Genomic DNA, 16,070 nt, shown 5'->3' on the forward strand with positions numbered 1-16,070 from the left:
TAATTCCAATAATAATAATAAGTTTATATCACTGACTTAAATTTTATAATTTGTTCGGGTTTACAAAAAATCGTGTTAGGGTGTATTATCTACTTACAAAAGCAAACATATTTTCGGAAAATATGTTCGCAATTTATAAAGGAGGTAAGACAACTGGATATGTCTAGGAATTTACTAATCCCCAAATGCTACATAGCTATAGATATGAAGTCATTCTATGCATCTGTAGAATGCGTTGCCAGAGGTCTTGATCCTCTTAAAGCTAATCTTCTAGTCGCTGATGGAAGTAGAACCGACCAAACCATCTGCTTAGCAGTCTCTCCTGCCCTTAAAGCTATAGGGGTTCCAAGTAGACCTAGACTATTTGAAGCAAAACAAGCCATAGAAAAATACGAACGAGCTCACCATACCAAGATACTCTATATAACAGCAGTTCCTCGTATGCTTGAATATGAAAAAGTATCAGCAAAAATCTACGGTATTTTCCTGAAATATGTAGCCCCTGAGGACATCCATGTTTACAGCATCGATGAGAGTTTCATTGATTGCACACCATACTTGCATCTATATGAACCCGCATCTATAAAATCTGGCCAAAGCCCGGCTCACATCATGGCTATGACAATGATTAGAGATGTACTCAAGCAAACTGGCATTACAGCCACAGTTGGCATTGGAACTAATCTATATCTTGCAAAAGTAGCCATGGATATCGTAGCTAAAAAAGCTCCTGCAGATAAAGACGGTGTACGTATTGCTGCTCTAACAGAAGATTCATATAAGACTTTACTATGGCCACATAAGCCACTCACAGACTTTTGGCAAATAGGAAATGGTAAGGCTCGTCGCTTGGAAAAAAATATGATGTACACCATGGGAGATGTTGCCGAACGCTCTCAAATAGATGAAGAATGGTTTTATAAAACCTTTGGCATTGATGCTGAGATATTAATAGATCATGCCTGGGGAATCGAACCTGTTACAATGCATGATATTAAAAACTATAAATCCGATAACCACTCTCTTTCCAATGGACAAGTACTGCCTAGACCATATAAGTACGAAGAGGCATGTATTGTCTTAAAAGAAATGATTGATATCCTATGTTGCGACATGTACAAGAAGAATCTGGTATCTTCAAAATTCACCTGGTGGGTAAGCTACGACTATAAAAGTCTTGAATACTGCCCTCACTACGATGGTCCACTTGCTATAGATTGGTATGGAAGACTCCACCCAGCTCATTCAAATGGCACAGTAAACCTTCGTAATGCGACAAACACTTCTAAGCTTGTAATTGAAGCAATCATGAATGATGTGATAAAGAAAACTGACCATAGAATACTATTCCGCCGACTTGGCATATGTGCTTGTAATGTTCAAAACGATGGTGGCTATTTTCAAATGGATTTATTCACTGACTATGAAGCGCTTAACAAAGAGCAGCTCATTCATTCTGCCCTTTTACAAGTAAGAACCAGGTATGGAGCTAACGCCATATTAAAAGGTATTAATCTACTGGAAGGAGCCACAACCAGAGAAAGAAATGAACAGATCGGTGGACACAAACGATAGCATCGCCACCTATTTCTATTAATGTAACTGAGGAAATGATATGATTACAGATAGATACAGAAAAGTGTACGAAAGAGGTAAACCAAAGCACACGCCTTTTGATGATTTTTCAATTAAACATCCGGCTATGGATTTATCCAGACGTGCCAAAATATTTAGCCCTTTCGATGCACTGAAAGGATTTAATGAAGAAATCGCAAATACAGAGCTCACTTTTGAAGCAAATTACTCTGACTTAGAACACGTACCTGCAGAAGAATATCCATAGGAGATTCACTATGTGTACCAGATATGCACTTGATATAACTCAACCTGAATTGAAAGAAATCATAGATATTGCAAAAAGCTCACGTCTCACCACTAAGTTTTTGGACACTCACGCAAGACCACTAATCACTGATGGCGAAGTCCGCCCTACTGATATTGTTCCAGTAATAGCTCCTAATTCTAAAGGAGAAAAATGTGTATTTCCAATGCAATGGGGATTCACTGCTCGGGATAATAAGAGATCATTGTTCAATGCCAGACTTGAAACTGCTGGTGAAAAGCCTACATTCAAGGATGCATTTCAATCTCATAGATGCATTATCCCAGCTGCTTATTACTATGAATGGGAGCACTTTAAAAGTCCTGATGGAAAAGTAAAAACAGGAGATAAATATGCCATTCAGCCAGCTGGTTGCACTATAACCTGGCTCTGTGGCCTATATCGTATCGAAGAAGGCTATCCTGTATTTGTGATTCTTACAAAAGAACCCACCATAGAGCTTAGTAAAATTCATGATCGGATGCCTATGATGATACCGAAAGATAAAATTGAAGACTGGATTAATCCTTCCAAAAATCCCGAAGAATTGATACCATATGCCTTACTTGATATGGTTACAGAAAAAGCAGAAAGATAAAAACATATTTATGGGAAAAGTAATACAAGAAGTAGATGTTATAGCTCAATTCAAGTACGATGGTGAAATCATACCCCTGCGATTTCAGCTAATAAATGAAGATGGAAAACCTGAAGCCTACACTATAAAAGGTTACAAACGAATAAGACATAAAACCCCATATAAAAGTGTAGATGACATCTTAGTCATAAGCACAACCATTGTTTTTGAATGCCAAGTCAATGTACAAGATAAACTCAGTATTGTGAGGCTCTACTTTCAACCAGAAGGCCATATTTGGCTACTTGGAATAGATTAATAGTTTAAGGTACAGAAAGGTTTTATCGATGTCTAGATTTATTGTTTTTGATGTGGAAACCCCAAATAGATATAACAATCGTATGAGTGCTATCGGAATCAGCGTTATCGAGGATGACAAAATCATCGACGAGTTCTACTCATTAGTAAATCCAGAGACTCATTTTGACTATTTTAATGTTAAGCTTACAGGAATTAATGAAGAAAAAGTTACTAATGCTCCAACCTTTCCAGAACTATGGAAACAAATCGAGCCTATTATGAGCAGTGGAATGCTTGTGGCTCACAATGCATCTTTTGATATGAATGTTTTAAAGAAATGCCTAAATGATTACTGTATTGAATGGAAGCCATATGCTAGGTATGTCTGTACTGTCCTAATGGGAAGACAACTACTTCCTAACATCAGCCATAAACTTAATGATTTATGCTACTATTATGGAATAGCCCTAGACCACCATCAGGCAGATAGCGATAGTCACGCTTGCGCCGAAATACTTTTAAGATACTTTCAAGATGGTGGTGATATAAAAGGAGCAATTAGAACCTGTTCCTTTAAGAAAAAATAGGCTCGTCTTACAGTGAACTACTAGTCCGCTATAATCTCAACTCCAGCATCTCTCATTTCAGGAAGTTCTTTAAGATAAAAATTGTCATTCTTGGCTGCTACAGAATCAAGATATATTCTGACTTTATACCCTCTCTTAACTGCTTCAAGCGCAGTGCGTGCCACGCAACATCTTCCATCCACACCAACCATATTGATAGTATCTACTTTAAGTCGTTCTATGAACTGAACAAACTGTTCCGAAGAAAAAGCACTTGGCCATCTTTTAGCAAATACAAATTCAGATACTACGTCAAGACCTTCTGCCAGTATATACTTATCCTCATTCTCAAGCTTGCCTACATTTCGCACATAGGCTACCGGTATATCTGAAGCAACAGCCTCATGAATACGCACGTTAACTCTCTCAAGTAAGTTTGGTTCGTAGCTATTCATATATTTTTGTTGTATATCAATTACAAGAAGTATTTCCATATAGTATTATCCTAGATTTTCTACATCTAATACATTTATTCCATATTCTTTGAGTAACTCTACAAACACACCATTACCATGTACTAGTTTCCCAGAAAATGTACCATCATAAACAGTGTTAACACCACAAGAAGGACTTCTCGATTTTAAAATTACAAGCTCAGCGCCTCTATCGTTTAGAATTTCTAAAGCTTTTTGTGCACCAGTTCTAAATTCTTTATCTACAGAACTACCATCTTTATGTTTAACCACACCATCCACTATTTCCGCAGGGTCTCTTGGAATAGGAAGCCCACCAAGAACCTCTGGACATACTGGAATAACCTCATGTCCCTTGATATAATTTATGACTTTTTCATTGATGTTGTTACCACCATTGTATTTACAGTTTTCGCCTAATAAGCAAGCACTAACACCTATTACCATTTTTATATTTCCTTACAAAACTCCTCTATTTTTCTATCATTGTCATCGCTAGGCTTATCCTTTGGATCAATAAGAATAAGTTTAGATGTCAATGTAACTATGCCAATGCTGTCTTTTAATTTTTCAAAAGCATTCTCAGCACCTTTTCCACTTTGGCAAGCAAATGCTGCAATTCTCTTTTCCTTAATATCAGGATTTTCTTTGATAAATGTTCTAAGCGGTGGAGTAATATTGCTAGCCCATACTGGAAAACCAAATACTATCTGCTCATAAGAATCTAAATCTACTGAATATGGTTCTAACTCAGGAGTTTCTGCCATAACAGCACTCTTTCCACCCCAAAAGAATTTTGCAAATCCTTTTTCTGGATACTTTTTAACAGGAACTAATCTTAGTGTATCCGCACCTGTCTTCTCTGCAATTTTCTTAACAACAAAATCCGTATTTCCCTCATGTGAATAATAAACAATAAGTGTTTTCATGAAAAATTCCCTCCCATATGAACGGCTCATTTCAATTTTGTTATATACTTGGTTTGTAATTATCTTTATCAACCACAATATAGATATCTTCACCCATCTTTTGCTCGAAATAATCTTTTTATTCAAATATGGGGGTCACAAAAGTGACCCCCATTCAACCAAAGTCCTAGGATTAAGTGCTGAGGCTGTTGAGACTCGGATTGATTCTTAGCCATGAAAATACTGAAAAAGTGGTATTGTCAACTATGTATAACAGGTAATTGATAATTTTTCAATTGTCGTTTATTCTCATACATTCTTTTATCAGCCTTATCAAATACTCCTGCTACATTTCGCTCACCATTGTATCTTGCTGCCCCACAAGCAATTACAACATTATCAGTTTTTTGATTCTCCAAATTAATCTTTTCAAGTTCTGCCATTATAAGGTCAATATTCTGATAATCCATACCTTGAGCAATAACAGCAAACTCATCTCCGCCAATTCTATATATTGGGCTGTGCTTAAATAAGTTACAAATTATAGAACATCCAGATTTAATAAACTCGTCTCCTGCCTGATGTCCCAAAGAATCATTAATTTCTTTAAGACCATTTATATCAAAAACTATGGTTGCAAACTCTAAGTCCTCTTTTTCTTCAATGAGACGGTTAAGTTTAGCCTCTGCGTCAATGTATGCATGTTTATTCTTAACTCCAGTAAGAGAATCAAGATTCGCTATCTTACTCATCTCTGCAAGATTCTTATAATAATTCTGGTCTTTTCTAACCTGATCATCTACATCGACAATACCTAGTATTAGAATTTGTTTTTGGTCTTCAATAATATAGGTAGCCTTAATACATACATATTTTGGTGCCCCCTGATACATTAATCTTATGTTTATAGAATAAACACCATTACTTTCAATTGTCTTACAAATATTTTCTTTTGAAAACAACGTAAGGAAATGGTCGATATCTTCTATAAAAACATTTTTCAGACCTTTCTCTCTGAACTTTTCAAAGAAATTGTCCCCTTCATTATCCAAGCCCAAGTATCTATAATCTTCATCTAAGGTATATCTAACAAAATGTTCATTCTCAGGATCAATTGCATAGATACAAATAAAATCACCTGTAAGCGCAGTGACTCTGTTATAAGTCATACGCTCCCTTTTAATTCGTTCAATTTCCTCTTTATGTCGCAGTTCAGCATCATTATCAATATACCCCAGCATTACAACAGACAACGCTACAGCATCGTTTTCTTCGTTTGTAGCAACTTTACGAATAAACAAGTGAATTACATCGTTGTTCTTGCCTCTAATATCAACGATAACAGGCTTTCCATCTTTTTTGCACTGTATCAATGCATTGAAGAAATTTTGGTCTGCTCTACCATCCGAATAATTCTCACTTACAGAAAACTTTGGATAATATTTCTCCATAAATATCTTATAGGATTTGTTACCTTTCATATGTCTAATCTCATCGCCTTTTACTTCTACGATAAACATAGGCATTGTGTCAAAGTAATCACCAGAAATAATGCTATCATCAGCTGAGAAAGACATATCATACATATTTACATTACCAACAGTTGCGTAATACTCAGCCTCTTTAGGATTCTCAAAACCTATCTGAACTCCGTTTTTATATCTATCTAGAATAGCATCAAATGGAACTGCCTTACTATAATAATAGCCCTGAAGTTTTGTGCACCCCACCTCATTGAGGAAATCTATTGGATTCTCATCTTCAACACCTTCAGCTACTGTATCGCTTCCTAAACCCCTGGCTAAACGGACAATTTCAGAGACAATAACCTTACTGTCTTCACTCTCATGAATTTCATCTACGAAAGCCTTATCAAGCTTTATTACATCAAAATGTATCCTCTGCAGTAAATCAGGAGAGGAATATCCACGACCAAAATCATCCAACCAAACGCTAAAGCCCAATTCTCTGAAGCGTTTTATCTGGATAATCATGTAATCTACATCATCTGTAACTACACTTTCAGTCAACTCGATTACTATTCTACTTCTATCTATCCCTGCCTCGTCCACACGTTTTCTTATCTCTTCTACAATGTCACAGGAATAAAAATCCGTTTTTGATAAATTGATGGAATTAGGCACAACATTCAAACCTGCCTCTGCCTGCTGCTTAAGCTTTATGATTACCTGCTCCGCAACATATAAGTCAAGCTTATACGTTATCTTTGCATCCTCAAGAATAGGTATAAAATCATTAGGACCCATTTCCCCCTTCTTAGGATCCTTCCATCTAACAAGAGCTTCTTCATTACAAACCTTGCCATTAGATGTGCGGATAATAGGTTGATAACATACCTTTATCCAACCATCTTCTATAGCATTATCCAAATTTTCAAAGATGTATCGTCTGTCTTCAAACTTTTTCAACATCTTTTCATCAAAATACACAATTTTCGAATCGTAAATCTGCCCACAGCTATCACAGGCAATCTTAGCTCTATCCGTAGCTGTAGCAGAACCTACATACCCAAATCTGGTGTCATAAACGCCTATTTTAACAGGCAAATTCTTACCATTATTAATAAGCTTAAAATCTTTAACCAAACATTTAAGCTTATCATCAATCCCTTCCCTGTCTGTGCATACAACAAAATGATCAGCTGTTGTTCTGCAGCAATTATAATTTCCAAAAAACTTAACCAGTAATTTAGCACTCTCTTTTATTAATATATCACCAGCTTCATAACCATATCTTTGATTAAATGCCTGCATACCGCTTAAATCAAAGAACATCATTACTAATTCTCTCCACTCATTCACAGCCTTGCTTCTTGTGGCTTCTGCCAATTCAAAAAAGTAATCCATAGTTGGTAATCCAGTCAAATAATCATAGCTCAAGCCTGTTGCAGCCTTTTTGCTCTGAAAATGCTTTTTATGGATTAGATTAAATCCCATAGCGATGTCTCTGTTATCTGCATTGTAAACACCTTCGTTTACGTAGTTTACAACTGCAAGTCTTACACCATTTTCCTTGTATATATGCTTTCCTATAGAGTGAAGAATGATATATTTATCACCAAGTTTGGAACGATATACCTGATTGTACTCTCCGCCATCTACTGCAAAACGTACAGCAGCATCTGCCAATTCGGCAACATCATCAGGATGAACATCTCTATACATATCATTATCCATGAGATAATAAGCCTCTTCCATCGAATCAAGGCCGATTAACTTCACAAATCCCTCAGACAGTGCTATTGTAGCAACACGCTTATCTATAAACTGATAAACAGCAAGTGGTATACTACTGCTTTCAATTAATTTCAGTTCTTTTTCATCATATTTATATCTTTCCATGTCTAATCCCCACAAAATCGCAGATTACAGCAGATAACATATACATCCATATTATACCTTTTGGGTAATATCATTTCTCTTTATTCACAAAAGTTTCATTGTTCTCAATTTACTGCTCCAAAAGATGATTACTAGTGATGAGAGGTCAGGATCAAACGCGGTAATATTTGAGACTTTTAAACAAAAATTTAAATAGGATGAGCTTCAAATATATATATATTCACCTACTGCAATTGGTGTTAAAGCTAATATTTACTTATGTTTAAAACCTTCCTTTATTCACGCTTTTGCCCTTTGAGGATTATCTCGCAATTCAATTAGCAGCAAAAAGGCTCCTTCACCATTAAGATACTCGGAAATCTCTGCTAATTTCCTTGCAGTATAACCCTCTACCTCAACAGCCCCTTCTGAAACATATTTATTATCCTTTATCCATATTCAAATTCTTTTGCAATATCAGGGTTTTTCTCGAACTTGCATATATAGATGTCCAAAAATTAATTACTTCCTATTACTGTTTTTCCTTTGTAAGATACTATGCCACCGATACTTTTAGCATTTGTATATCCCATCTTTTCCATAGCACTTACTGCAGATGCACTTCTAGAACCTCGAAGGCAATATACAAAAACTGGAGTATTTTTATCTGCAATGACATCCACTACCTTTTCTATATTCTCAACTGGCACATTTTTACTTCCTGGAATGTGTCCACCTAAATATTCTTCCTTATAACGCACATCAAGAAGCACTGCGTTTTCTATAGCCTTCATGGCTTCTACTTCGGCATTAATATCTACATGTTTGAAAAGATTAAATAATCCCATATTCACCCCTCAATCCTACGACATTAATTCAATCAACCGCTCTAACTTTGCAAAGATTTCATCCAAACTAAAATATCCAGATCCGCAGATAGCCACTTGCCCTTCTACATATACAACAACAGTAGGAAATGACAAAACATCATTTTGTGCCGCAAGCTCTGGTTGCTCATCAATAGATATATGTCTTGCTTCAATCTGCTCATGATTAGATAACCAAGCTTCTATGCGTTGCCGTATGGCTACACATGGTGTGCAAGACTTGGAACTAAATTGAAACAATACTATTGAGTGTTTACAGACTAATTCTTGTATAGTCTCTCCTGCTTTAATATCAATCATACTTACTTTTCTCTACTCTTTATACCATCATAGATTTTCTGCTCTATCTCATCATTAGACAAAGAGTAATACTCATATTCACTAAAAGCTATAACAACATCCCCACGCTCTGTTTCAGCAATGACACAGTCTTTTCCTTCAAAGAAAATCTTATATGTCTTTCCAGCTAAAAGCTTTGTGAATTGTCTTTCCTCTAGAAATTCTCTTTCCATAGTAAAATCCCCCTACTATTCACGTTATTTACTAGGCTTGTAGTTATTTTTATCAACCACAATATAGATATCTTCACCCATCTTCTGCTCAAAATAATCTTTTAGCGCCAAATTAGTATCCCATTTTTCAGGATCATAGTAACCGTATCTTCTTTTAACATCAGACATTCTATCTATGATATCCATAACACCTTCAGCTCCACCGATGGAATCACAAAGCTGAATTAACTTATCATATTCATCAAGTTCTATCTTGGCTAATTCTGTTTTTATTAATTCGGTCTCGTCAGCCGTTGTATCAAAGTTGCCAACATAACCATCAATGCTTTTGCCATTGAATGAATGTGTAAGACATACTCTGGATGGTTCGTCATAGCCTAAAGACATCATATAAGAATATCCATCAGAAACATGCCCAAGATGACGTTTTCCAAATCTTCTCCCTATGTCATGTAACAAACCTACTACATATGCTTTTTCCGCATCAAGCCCACTTTTAGCAGCAATACATTCAGCACAATGAGCAACAGTTCTACTGTGATCACCCCATGGCCCTGGGTTCATCTTTTCTGCTTCTTCAAGAAGTCTCATTGCCTCATTTCTAGTTGGATACATATATCTATTCTCCGCAATAACCCTTTAACTGTTCTTCTATCTGTTTCTTATAATCAGCAACTACATCTTCAGGACTTGTAATCTTAACGTCAGCACCAAGTCCAAAGACCCATCCAAAAAACTGCTGAGAAACAGCTACATCAACTGCGACAAAACTTCTTCCATTTTCTGCAGGTCTTATAGTTACATCTTTTCCGAATCTATCTATAAAGATACTTACTTTGTCATCTGGAAATTCAATGTGTACTCTTCTCTTTTCTCCATGGAACATTGAGAAGTTTTCTACCACATACTCGCCCATATCAAAATTATTAAATAGCTCTTTACCTTCACGAAGATCCTCAGTGATACCAATCTTAAGCATCTTATCTACTCTGTAATGCTTAATCTTTCCAGCCTCACTATCATAGGCAACTAAGTAATAGTTCTCATCTTCCATTGCAAGGAACCAAGGACTTACCTTGTAGAATGCTCCATCCTTCTTTGGCACTAGTTCCTTATTAGTATTCCATACACAATATTGAAATTTAATCTGCTTGTTCTGCTCTATAGCTGTATGAATTCCATCTACAGTGTAGTAGATAGACTCATTCATATTTTTGATACGATCGTTTACATATACTTGGCGCTGCAACTGCTTAGCCTGGTATTCACTGACAAAAGTCTTCATCTTCTTGATTAGCTGAGCAGACTTATTCTTAGTGATGAACTTCGATGACTGAATAGCTTCTATTAAAAGCTTAACCTCAGCAAGCTCAAACTCTCTGCTTCCCACATGATAAAAGGTTTCTCTGCCTATCTGCTCTTTGATGACTTCAATTCCAAGCTTGTCATTCATAACTGCAAAGTCATCATAGAGACTCTTTCTTTCTGCAGTAATTCCTTCTTCTTCAAGTTCATGCATTATTTGTTGTAGTGTAAGGCTATGCTCATCATCAGTCTTCTCCTGCATGATTTTACAAAGATAACTAAGCTTTAATTTTTGATTTGACCCTTTTGGCATAAAAATACCCTCCCGCATATACTCAACTAATTTGAGTATACCACAGAAGGGTAACTTATTGGACAAAGTTATATGATTGAATTGATTACGTATTATTCCGTGCCTATAAAATATTAATCATTGAATCTAAGGAATTTCTTTTCTTATTGCCTAAAAGACTTTTAAAATCATCAGAGCGATATCCTAAATCCAAAAAACAGATAGGATAGATATTTTCCTGCAAATTAAAGACTTTTTGTGTTTGCTCAACATCATTGACTCCAGCCCAACAAGTATCTAATCCAATATCAGTAGCAGCCAGCATCATATGTGTTGCAACAATTGTTCCATCCATTAAATAACTGTTTCCACCCTGAAAATTACTAGCAGCATCCTTGTCAGCACATACCAATATAACCATAGGTGCTCCATAACACAAAAGGACCAGCCAAAGCTTTAAATATCTGCTATCATTATTACAACAAGTACAACGCTGGTATTCTAAATTTGGATTTGTAAATGAAGGCATAACTGAATCAGTACATGGTAATGTTACTTGGTATCAAATGAGGTTGAAACTATGAAAAAACTAATTCTATTTGGAGATTCGAATACATACGGCTATGACCCAAGAGGCTTTCTTGGAGGTAGATATCCTGAAGAAGTTCGCTGGACTACTCATGTAAAAGAAGCCCTAAAAGATAGTTATGAAATAGTTGAGGAAGGTATGAACGGCAGAATGCTTCCAGAACTTGGCTATGGACTTTTTACAACAGTAATCCAAGGTCTATCTAGGGAAGATGTATTTGTAATGATGCTTGGAACTAATGATATCTTGCTAACCAATCATCCAAACGTGGACGCTACGCTTCAAAGACTTGATAGTATCCTAAGCTATGTATCTAAGAACTGCCTGGCTACATTTATCCTTATAGCACCACCATACATAAGTGCCTTAGACCATGAAATGCAGCTTTATCATGATTGTAGTGTAGAAATGAATGAAGGCTATATGAAACTGGCCAAGGCTCACAACATAAAAGCTATCGATGCTGGATGCTGGAATATAGAGATGGGTTACGATGGAGTTCATTTTTCAATTGAGGGACATAAACACTTTGCCAAATCACTGATAGAAGCTCTAGAAAAAATATTGTGATGTTCGATTGTAAATGAATGTATGATTTGCTAAACTATACATCGGTGCTACCATTCTCGGGTAGGCGGTCGTCCAATTTCGGAGTACTGTGAACTTCGTTTACATAACCCCGTAGGGGAATCTTCGTAGGAGGACAATGTCATGTTGACTTTATCGGATTTTATAGCTGTTACTAGTTTATGTATTACTTGCTTTAGTCTTGGCTATTCCGTAGGTCGAAATAGCAAGACAAAAAAATAGAACCGCCCAAGCGTCCAAACTTTGCGGTTCTAAATAACCATATAAGCTAGGGCGACCGTCTATCGGTAGCACCTTTTCTTATCTACATTATATAGACAATCATATTATTTGTAAATAACTATTAATCCATTTGATAATGCTATATTACTGTCTATACGCCCTATTACTTAATTATCAATCAAAAATATCTGCAATTATATCTATCTCCCTATCAGAAAGATGATTGCTTCCTAGCCCATGAATAGCTTTATCTATATCTGATAAGCTTTCAAGAATCATATCGTCATCTACAGGACTGTTTTTCTCAAGTAAAATGACATATCCATCTACCCACACATCAAGTTTGTGCTGTCTCAAAATATGGGATAGTATGTAAATCTGTCTTTTAACTTGTTTAATAGGATTCTTTACTGTCTTGCAGTAGATATCTCCACCTGGAGTGGTCTTATACTTCTTCCACTCATAATCGTCCAAGCCGCCAACCAACTCGCCAACGTAATTCTTAACCTCGATGATAAAAACACCATGAGAATTAATAATTAAATTATCTATTTCAGAGCGGCTTCCCTCAAACGATATCTTTACATTTGTAAGCAAGATATCATCATCTTTTAATACTCGACTAATTATGTCAGTTGCTACCTCTTCTCCTCTTTTGCCAGCACGTTCAACTGGATCCTCAATATTTATACCTAGCCAAAATATCAGTATAAAGACAGCAACTATGCCTACTATAAGTGATATTAAATAGATTTCACTCATTGATTAAAGCTCCCATAACTGTACTCTTGCCACCCCAAAAGAATTTTAATCGAAAAGCTGCACAGCCGAAGCCATGCAGCAAATATAAATAAACGGGCAAGCTTAGCTTAAGCCCGGGTTTGAAATTAGGCCTCCACCTCGTGAAGGTATTTTGAGGTATTGAACATAAGCAATATCCTCCTTTCCTAAAATCACATATATTATAACAAAGAATGCCGTTAAGAGTACATCTGTTATCCAGTATTATGGTCTTGAATTTTCTGAGGCAGATTGCGTAAAGAAGTCAACACGTTAATATTGATACCTTTCAATCTATTCTCAATTCTTCATGGGATGAATTAATCAGCCTTGTAATTAACAAAGTATTCATAAATATTTGCTATACTTACGTAAATACAGCATATCGTGGGTGAATTGTTTTGAACCATGTAAAAACTACTTTTTAAAAAATATTATTTTTACAAGGATTGGTTTAATATGAAGACATTTCCAAAAATTAATATAATAGTACTTCTACTTATTTCATTAATGATTGCTTACCTGTTTAATGGGGCAGTTTTGGCTACAGATTTATCTGCTAACGAAACTATAATAGTTGGTGTGCCTTCGGATAGATGCCCTCTATTTTATATTGATAATTCATCCAAAGATAACGATATTGTAGGTATTGGAATTGATTTAATGAGTCTTGCGGCAGAAAATGCTGGTTATAATGTTAATTTTAAGATTATAGAAGAATCATCACTTAAAGACGCACTAGACAACCCTAATTATGATTTGGTAATGCCTTTTGGCAGTTCTATAAAAAGCACCTCAGGACAACCTTCAATCGTATCAGATAATCTTATGACAACACCTTTTACGCTTGTCACTTTGAGTAGCGGTTACATTCAATCTTTAGAACAAATAAAGGTTGGAATGCTACAATCAATGGCAGGTGTTGCTGATACTGTTCACACTTTGTATCCAAGTATGAATCTTGTTTTGTATAAAACTATGCCTGATTGTGTGAATGCTCTTCGAAAAGGTGATGTTGACGCATTACTTTACAACTCTTATGTATGGAGTTATGTGCTTCAAAAACCATCATATTCAGATTTAGAAGTTCAACCAACAACAATGTTCTCAATGGATTTTAGAGTTGGCGCTTTAGATACCCCTCAAAATCAGGAGCTAATAAACCAGATTAATGTGGGCATTTCTAAGATTAATGATAATCAACGTCAGGCGATTATATTGGATTATACATCTCGGCATCTGTATAAAAATGATTTCTTTGACTACTTATATATCTATGGCAATCTAATCATTATATTTGGATTATTATTGGTTTTTATTATTCTGCATTTCGTTTCAAAACAATATGCAATAAGAAAAGAACAAGATGAGCAAATCCGCCAATTAATTGAGTATGATGCTCTTACTGGAGCCTTAAGTCTTGATGGTTTCCGTAAAAAAGTTAAAACGCTATTAAGGGAGAACCCAACTTTAACGTATTTAATATCTTATAACAATATTAAAAACTTTAAATTTATAAACGATAAAATGGGTATGAATTCAGGTAATGATCTTTTAGTTTTTTGGGCTGATAAAACCATGAATTACCTGTCTGAAAAAGAAGCTGTTGCAAGAATAGGGGCTGATCATTTTGCAGTTTTAGCTCTAGTTCCAGATGACAATAATCTTTTCAATCAAGAAAAGACTGTATTTGAACCTGTAAAAAACTATTATATAAATCAGGGTATCGACTATACAGTCCAGTTATGCAGTGGTGTATACGTTCTAACAAGTGATGATTACTCAGATATTAATGTTGATAAGATGTTAGATTATGCCCATTTAGCAGAAAAGAAAGCTCGCAATTCTGTCTCAGGTGGGGGATATGAAATATACAATACTGACCAATGGGAAAAAGCTAAAATGGTTGCCGACATCTGTGGTCATTTTTCAACGGCTGTAAAGAATAATGAAATACAAGTATGGTACCAACCACAAGTTAATTATAAGACAGGCAAAATAGTTGGTGCCGAGGCCTTATGTAGATGGAACCACGAAAAGTTAGGCTGGATAAGTCCTGGCATATTTATACCTATGTTAGAACAAGCAGGGCTTATCTATGATTTAGATTGCTTAATATGGGATAAAGTATGTCAGGACCTCCATAGATGGAATGAAAAGGGTATCCAACATTCCATTTCGATAAACTTATCACGTTATGACATTGAAAAAAATAACAACATTGCAGACTATTTCAACAATCTAATACGAAAGTATGATATCGCACCGTCGCAGCTAAGGATTGAAATTACTGAAAGCGCATATGTTGAAGATACTGAGGTTCTACTAAAAACAACTACTGCCCTTCAAAAATATGGTTTTATTGTTGAAATGGATGATTTTGGTAGTGGCTATTCTTCATTAAATATGCTTAAAGAGGTTCCTGTTGACGGAATAAAGCTAGATTACATCTTTTTAAAGGACGAGAAGAACAAAGAAAAAAGCAAAATCATTATTAACTATATAATCCAAATGCTTTTGCAGCTTAAATTCAACTTTATTGCTGAAGGTGTCGAAACCAAAGAACAGGCTCAATTTCTTTTAAATATAGATTGCGAACGAATGCAAGGATATTATTTTTATAAACCTATGCCTGTAACTGATTTTGAATTATTAGATTTCGATGACATAAATAATAAAACCGCCAATAGAGCTTACATTACTTAAATATCCTTTATAAAGTTTACATATCTTAGAAAGGGAGAACATGTTCATTTATAAAATAAACACATTTTTTTGTTAATCTTTCTATATAAAGGAACTTGTACATACCATTTATTATGAAAGGATTTTTATGGATAATCAGAAT

General features: G+C 35.4%; 18 protein-coding genes. 7 read left to right on the forward strand and 11 right to left on the reverse strand.

Annotated features, from left to right (window positions below):
- Window positions 1-159: 159 nt before the first annotated feature.
- The 5 genes from G611_RS0109025 to G611_RS0109045 are packed head-to-tail and all read left to right on the forward strand — an operon-like array spanning window position 160 to window position 3,346.
- Entirely contained in the window at window positions 160-1,575 is a 1,416-nt protein-coding gene (locus G611_RS0109025) for a hypothetical protein (RefSeq protein WP_028243345.1), read from the forward strand.
- Window positions 1,576-1,615: 40 nt separating this feature from the next.
- The gene (locus G611_RS14500) at window positions 1,616-1,843 is read left to right on the forward strand and encodes a hypothetical protein (protein ID WP_036948886.1); all 228 of its coding nucleotides are present in this window, start codon (window positions 1,616-1,618) and stop codon (window positions 1,841-1,843) included.
- 10 nt (window positions 1,844-1,853) lie between these two features.
- On the forward strand, window positions 1,854-2,480 hold the full coding sequence (locus G611_RS0109035) for an SOS response-associated peptidase (RefSeq protein WP_028243346.1): 627 nt from the start codon (window positions 1,854-1,856) through the stop codon (window positions 2,478-2,480).
- A 10-nt stretch (window positions 2,481-2,490) separates the two neighbouring features.
- On the forward strand, window positions 2,491-2,778 hold the full coding sequence (locus tag G611_RS0109040; protein WP_155942275.1) for a hypothetical protein: 288 nt from the start codon (window positions 2,491-2,493) through the stop codon (window positions 2,776-2,778).
- A gap of 28 nt (window positions 2,779-2,806) precedes the next feature.
- Window positions 2,807-3,346 (forward strand): 3'-5' exonuclease, encoded by a 540-nt coding sequence (locus G611_RS0109045; RefSeq protein ID WP_028243348.1) that lies wholly within the window; start codon window positions 2,807-2,809, stop codon window positions 3,344-3,346.
- Between the two features lie 20 nt (window positions 3,347-3,366).
- On the opposite strand, the gene G611_RS0109050 is transcribed toward G611_RS0109045, so the two are convergent.
- The 10 genes from G611_RS0109050 to G611_RS14505 form a co-directional block, all read right to left on the reverse strand.
- The gene (locus G611_RS0109050; protein WP_028243349.1) at window positions 3,367-3,819 is read right to left on the reverse strand and encodes an isochorismatase family protein; all 453 of its coding nucleotides are present in this window, start codon (window positions 3,817-3,819) and stop codon (window positions 3,367-3,369) included.
- 6 nt (window positions 3,820-3,825) lie between these two features.
- Entirely contained in the window at window positions 3,826-4,245 is a 420-nt protein-coding gene (locus tag G611_RS0109055; RefSeq protein ID WP_028243350.1) for a DUF523 domain-containing protein, read from the reverse strand.
- 2 nt (window positions 4,246-4,247) lie between these two features.
- Window positions 4,248-4,727 carry a flavodoxin family protein gene (locus G611_RS0109060; protein WP_028243351.1) on the reverse strand — a complete coding sequence of 160 codons (480 nt, stop codon included), beginning with the start codon at window positions 4,725-4,727 and terminating at the stop codon, window positions 4,248-4,250.
- 239 nt (window positions 4,728-4,966) lie between these two features.
- Entirely contained in the window at window positions 4,967-8,068 is a 3,102-nt protein-coding gene (locus tag G611_RS0109065) for an EAL domain-containing protein (protein WP_028243352.1), read from the reverse strand.
- A gap of 497 nt (window positions 8,069-8,565) precedes the next feature.
- Window positions 8,566-8,895, reverse strand: a complete 330-nt coding sequence (locus G611_RS0109070) for a rhodanese-like domain-containing protein (protein WP_028243353.1) — start codon at window positions 8,893-8,895, stop codon at window positions 8,566-8,568.
- Window positions 8,896-8,910: 15 nt separating this feature from the next.
- On the reverse strand, window positions 8,911-9,234 hold the full coding sequence (locus G611_RS0109075; RefSeq protein ID WP_028243354.1) for a thioredoxin family protein: 324 nt from the start codon (window positions 9,232-9,234) through the stop codon (window positions 8,911-8,913).
- A gap of 2 nt (window positions 9,235-9,236) precedes the next feature.
- Window positions 9,237-9,446 (reverse strand): hypothetical protein, encoded by a 210-nt coding sequence (locus G611_RS0109080; RefSeq protein WP_028243355.1) that lies wholly within the window; start codon window positions 9,444-9,446, stop codon window positions 9,237-9,239.
- 24 nt (window positions 9,447-9,470) lie between these two features.
- Window positions 9,471-10,061: an HD domain-containing protein gene (locus tag G611_RS0109085; protein ID WP_028243356.1), complete on the reverse strand. Its 591-nt coding sequence runs from the start codon at window positions 10,059-10,061 to the stop codon at window positions 9,471-9,473.
- A 4-nt stretch (window positions 10,062-10,065) separates the two neighbouring features.
- Window positions 10,066-11,064, reverse strand: a complete 999-nt coding sequence (locus G611_RS0109090) for a helix-turn-helix transcriptional regulator (protein ID WP_028243357.1) — start codon at window positions 11,062-11,064, stop codon at window positions 10,066-10,068.
- Window positions 11,065-11,167: 103 nt separating this feature from the next.
- Entirely contained in the window at window positions 11,168-11,572 is a 405-nt protein-coding gene (locus tag G611_RS14505; RefSeq protein ID WP_242824274.1) for a nitroreductase family protein, read from the reverse strand.
- 51 nt (window positions 11,573-11,623) lie between these two features.
- Here G611_RS14505 and G611_RS15385 point away from each other — a divergent pair, with 51 nt between their 5' ends.
- Entirely contained in the window at window positions 11,624-12,202 is a 579-nt protein-coding gene (locus G611_RS15385) for a GDSL-type esterase/lipase family protein (protein WP_051195188.1), read from the forward strand.
- Between the two features lie 414 nt (window positions 12,203-12,616).
- Here G611_RS15385 and G611_RS0109105 read toward each other — a convergent pair whose 3' ends face one another.
- A complete protein-coding gene (locus G611_RS0109105) occupies window positions 12,617-13,204 on the reverse strand; it encodes a nuclease-related domain-containing protein (RefSeq protein WP_028243359.1) in 588 nt (195 codons plus the stop codon).
- A 477-nt stretch (window positions 13,205-13,681) separates the two neighbouring features.
- Here G611_RS0109105 and G611_RS14515 point away from each other — a divergent pair, with 477 nt between their 5' ends.
- Entirely contained in the window at window positions 13,682-15,928 is a 2,247-nt protein-coding gene (locus tag G611_RS14515; RefSeq protein WP_051195189.1) for an EAL domain-containing protein, read from the forward strand.
- Window positions 15,929-16,070: the final 142 nt, after the last annotated feature.

Source organism: Pseudobutyrivibrio ruminis AD2017 (assembly GCF_000424305.1).
GTDB classification, from domain to species: Bacteria; Bacillota; Clostridia; order Lachnospirales; family Lachnospiraceae; genus Pseudobutyrivibrio; species Pseudobutyrivibrio ruminis_B.

Excerpts from the sequence above, each read along its gene's own strand:
- G611_RS0109070 (WP_028243353.1), bottom strand. The coding sequence starts at position 8,895 with ATGGGATTATTTAATCTTTTCAAACATGTAGATATTAATGCCGAAGTA.
- G611_RS0109085 (WP_028243356.1), bottom strand. The coding sequence starts at position 10,061 with ATGTATCCAACTAGAAATGAGGCAATGAGACTTCTTGAAGAAGCAGAA.
- G611_RS0109055 (WP_028243350.1), bottom strand. The coding sequence starts at position 4,245 with ATGGTAATAGGTGTTAGTGCTTGCTTATTAGGCGAAAACTGTAAATAC.
- G611_RS0109105 (WP_028243359.1), bottom strand. The coding sequence starts at position 13,204 with ATGAGTGAAATCTATTTAATATCACTTATAGTAGGCATAGTTGCTGTC.
- G611_RS14505 (WP_242824274.1), bottom strand. The coding sequence starts at position 11,572 with ATGCCTTCATTTACAAATCCAAATTTAGAATACCAGCGTTGTACTTGT.
- G611_RS0109025 (WP_028243345.1), top strand. The coding sequence starts at position 160 with ATGTCTAGGAATTTACTAATCCCCAAATGCTACATAGCTATAGATATG.
- G611_RS0109065 (WP_028243352.1), bottom strand. The coding sequence starts at position 8,068 with ATGGAAAGATATAAATATGATGAAAAAGAACTGAAATTAATTGAAAGC.
- G611_RS15385 (WP_051195188.1), top strand. The coding sequence starts at position 11,624 with ATGAAAAAACTAATTCTATTTGGAGATTCGAATACATACGGCTATGAC.
- G611_RS14515 (WP_051195189.1), top strand. The coding sequence starts at position 13,682 with ATGAAGACATTTCCAAAAATTAATATAATAGTACTTCTACTTATTTCA.
- G611_RS0109075 (WP_028243354.1), bottom strand. The coding sequence starts at position 9,234 with ATGATTGATATTAAAGCAGGAGAGACTATACAAGAATTAGTCTGTAAA.
- G611_RS0109060 (WP_028243351.1), bottom strand. The coding sequence starts at position 4,727 with ATGAAAACACTTATTGTTTATTATTCACATGAGGGAAATACGGATTTT.
- G611_RS0109090 (WP_028243357.1), bottom strand. The coding sequence starts at position 11,064 with ATGCCAAAAGGGTCAAATCAAAAATTAAAGCTTAGTTATCTTTGTAAA.
- G611_RS0109040 (WP_155942275.1), top strand. The coding sequence starts at position 2,491 with ATGGGAAAAGTAATACAAGAAGTAGATGTTATAGCTCAATTCAAGTAC.
- G611_RS0109080 (WP_028243355.1), bottom strand. The coding sequence starts at position 9,446 with ATGGAAAGAGAATTTCTAGAGGAAAGACAATTCACAAAGCTTTTAGCT.
- G611_RS0109045 (WP_028243348.1), top strand. The coding sequence starts at position 2,807 with ATGTCTAGATTTATTGTTTTTGATGTGGAAACCCCAAATAGATATAAC.
- G611_RS0109050 (WP_028243349.1), bottom strand. The coding sequence starts at position 3,819 with ATGGAAATACTTCTTGTAATTGATATACAACAAAAATATATGAATAGC.
- G611_RS14500 (WP_036948886.1), top strand. The coding sequence starts at position 1,616 with ATGATTACAGATAGATACAGAAAAGTGTACGAAAGAGGTAAACCAAAG.
- G611_RS0109035 (WP_028243346.1), top strand. The coding sequence starts at position 1,854 with ATGTGTACCAGATATGCACTTGATATAACTCAACCTGAATTGAAAGAA.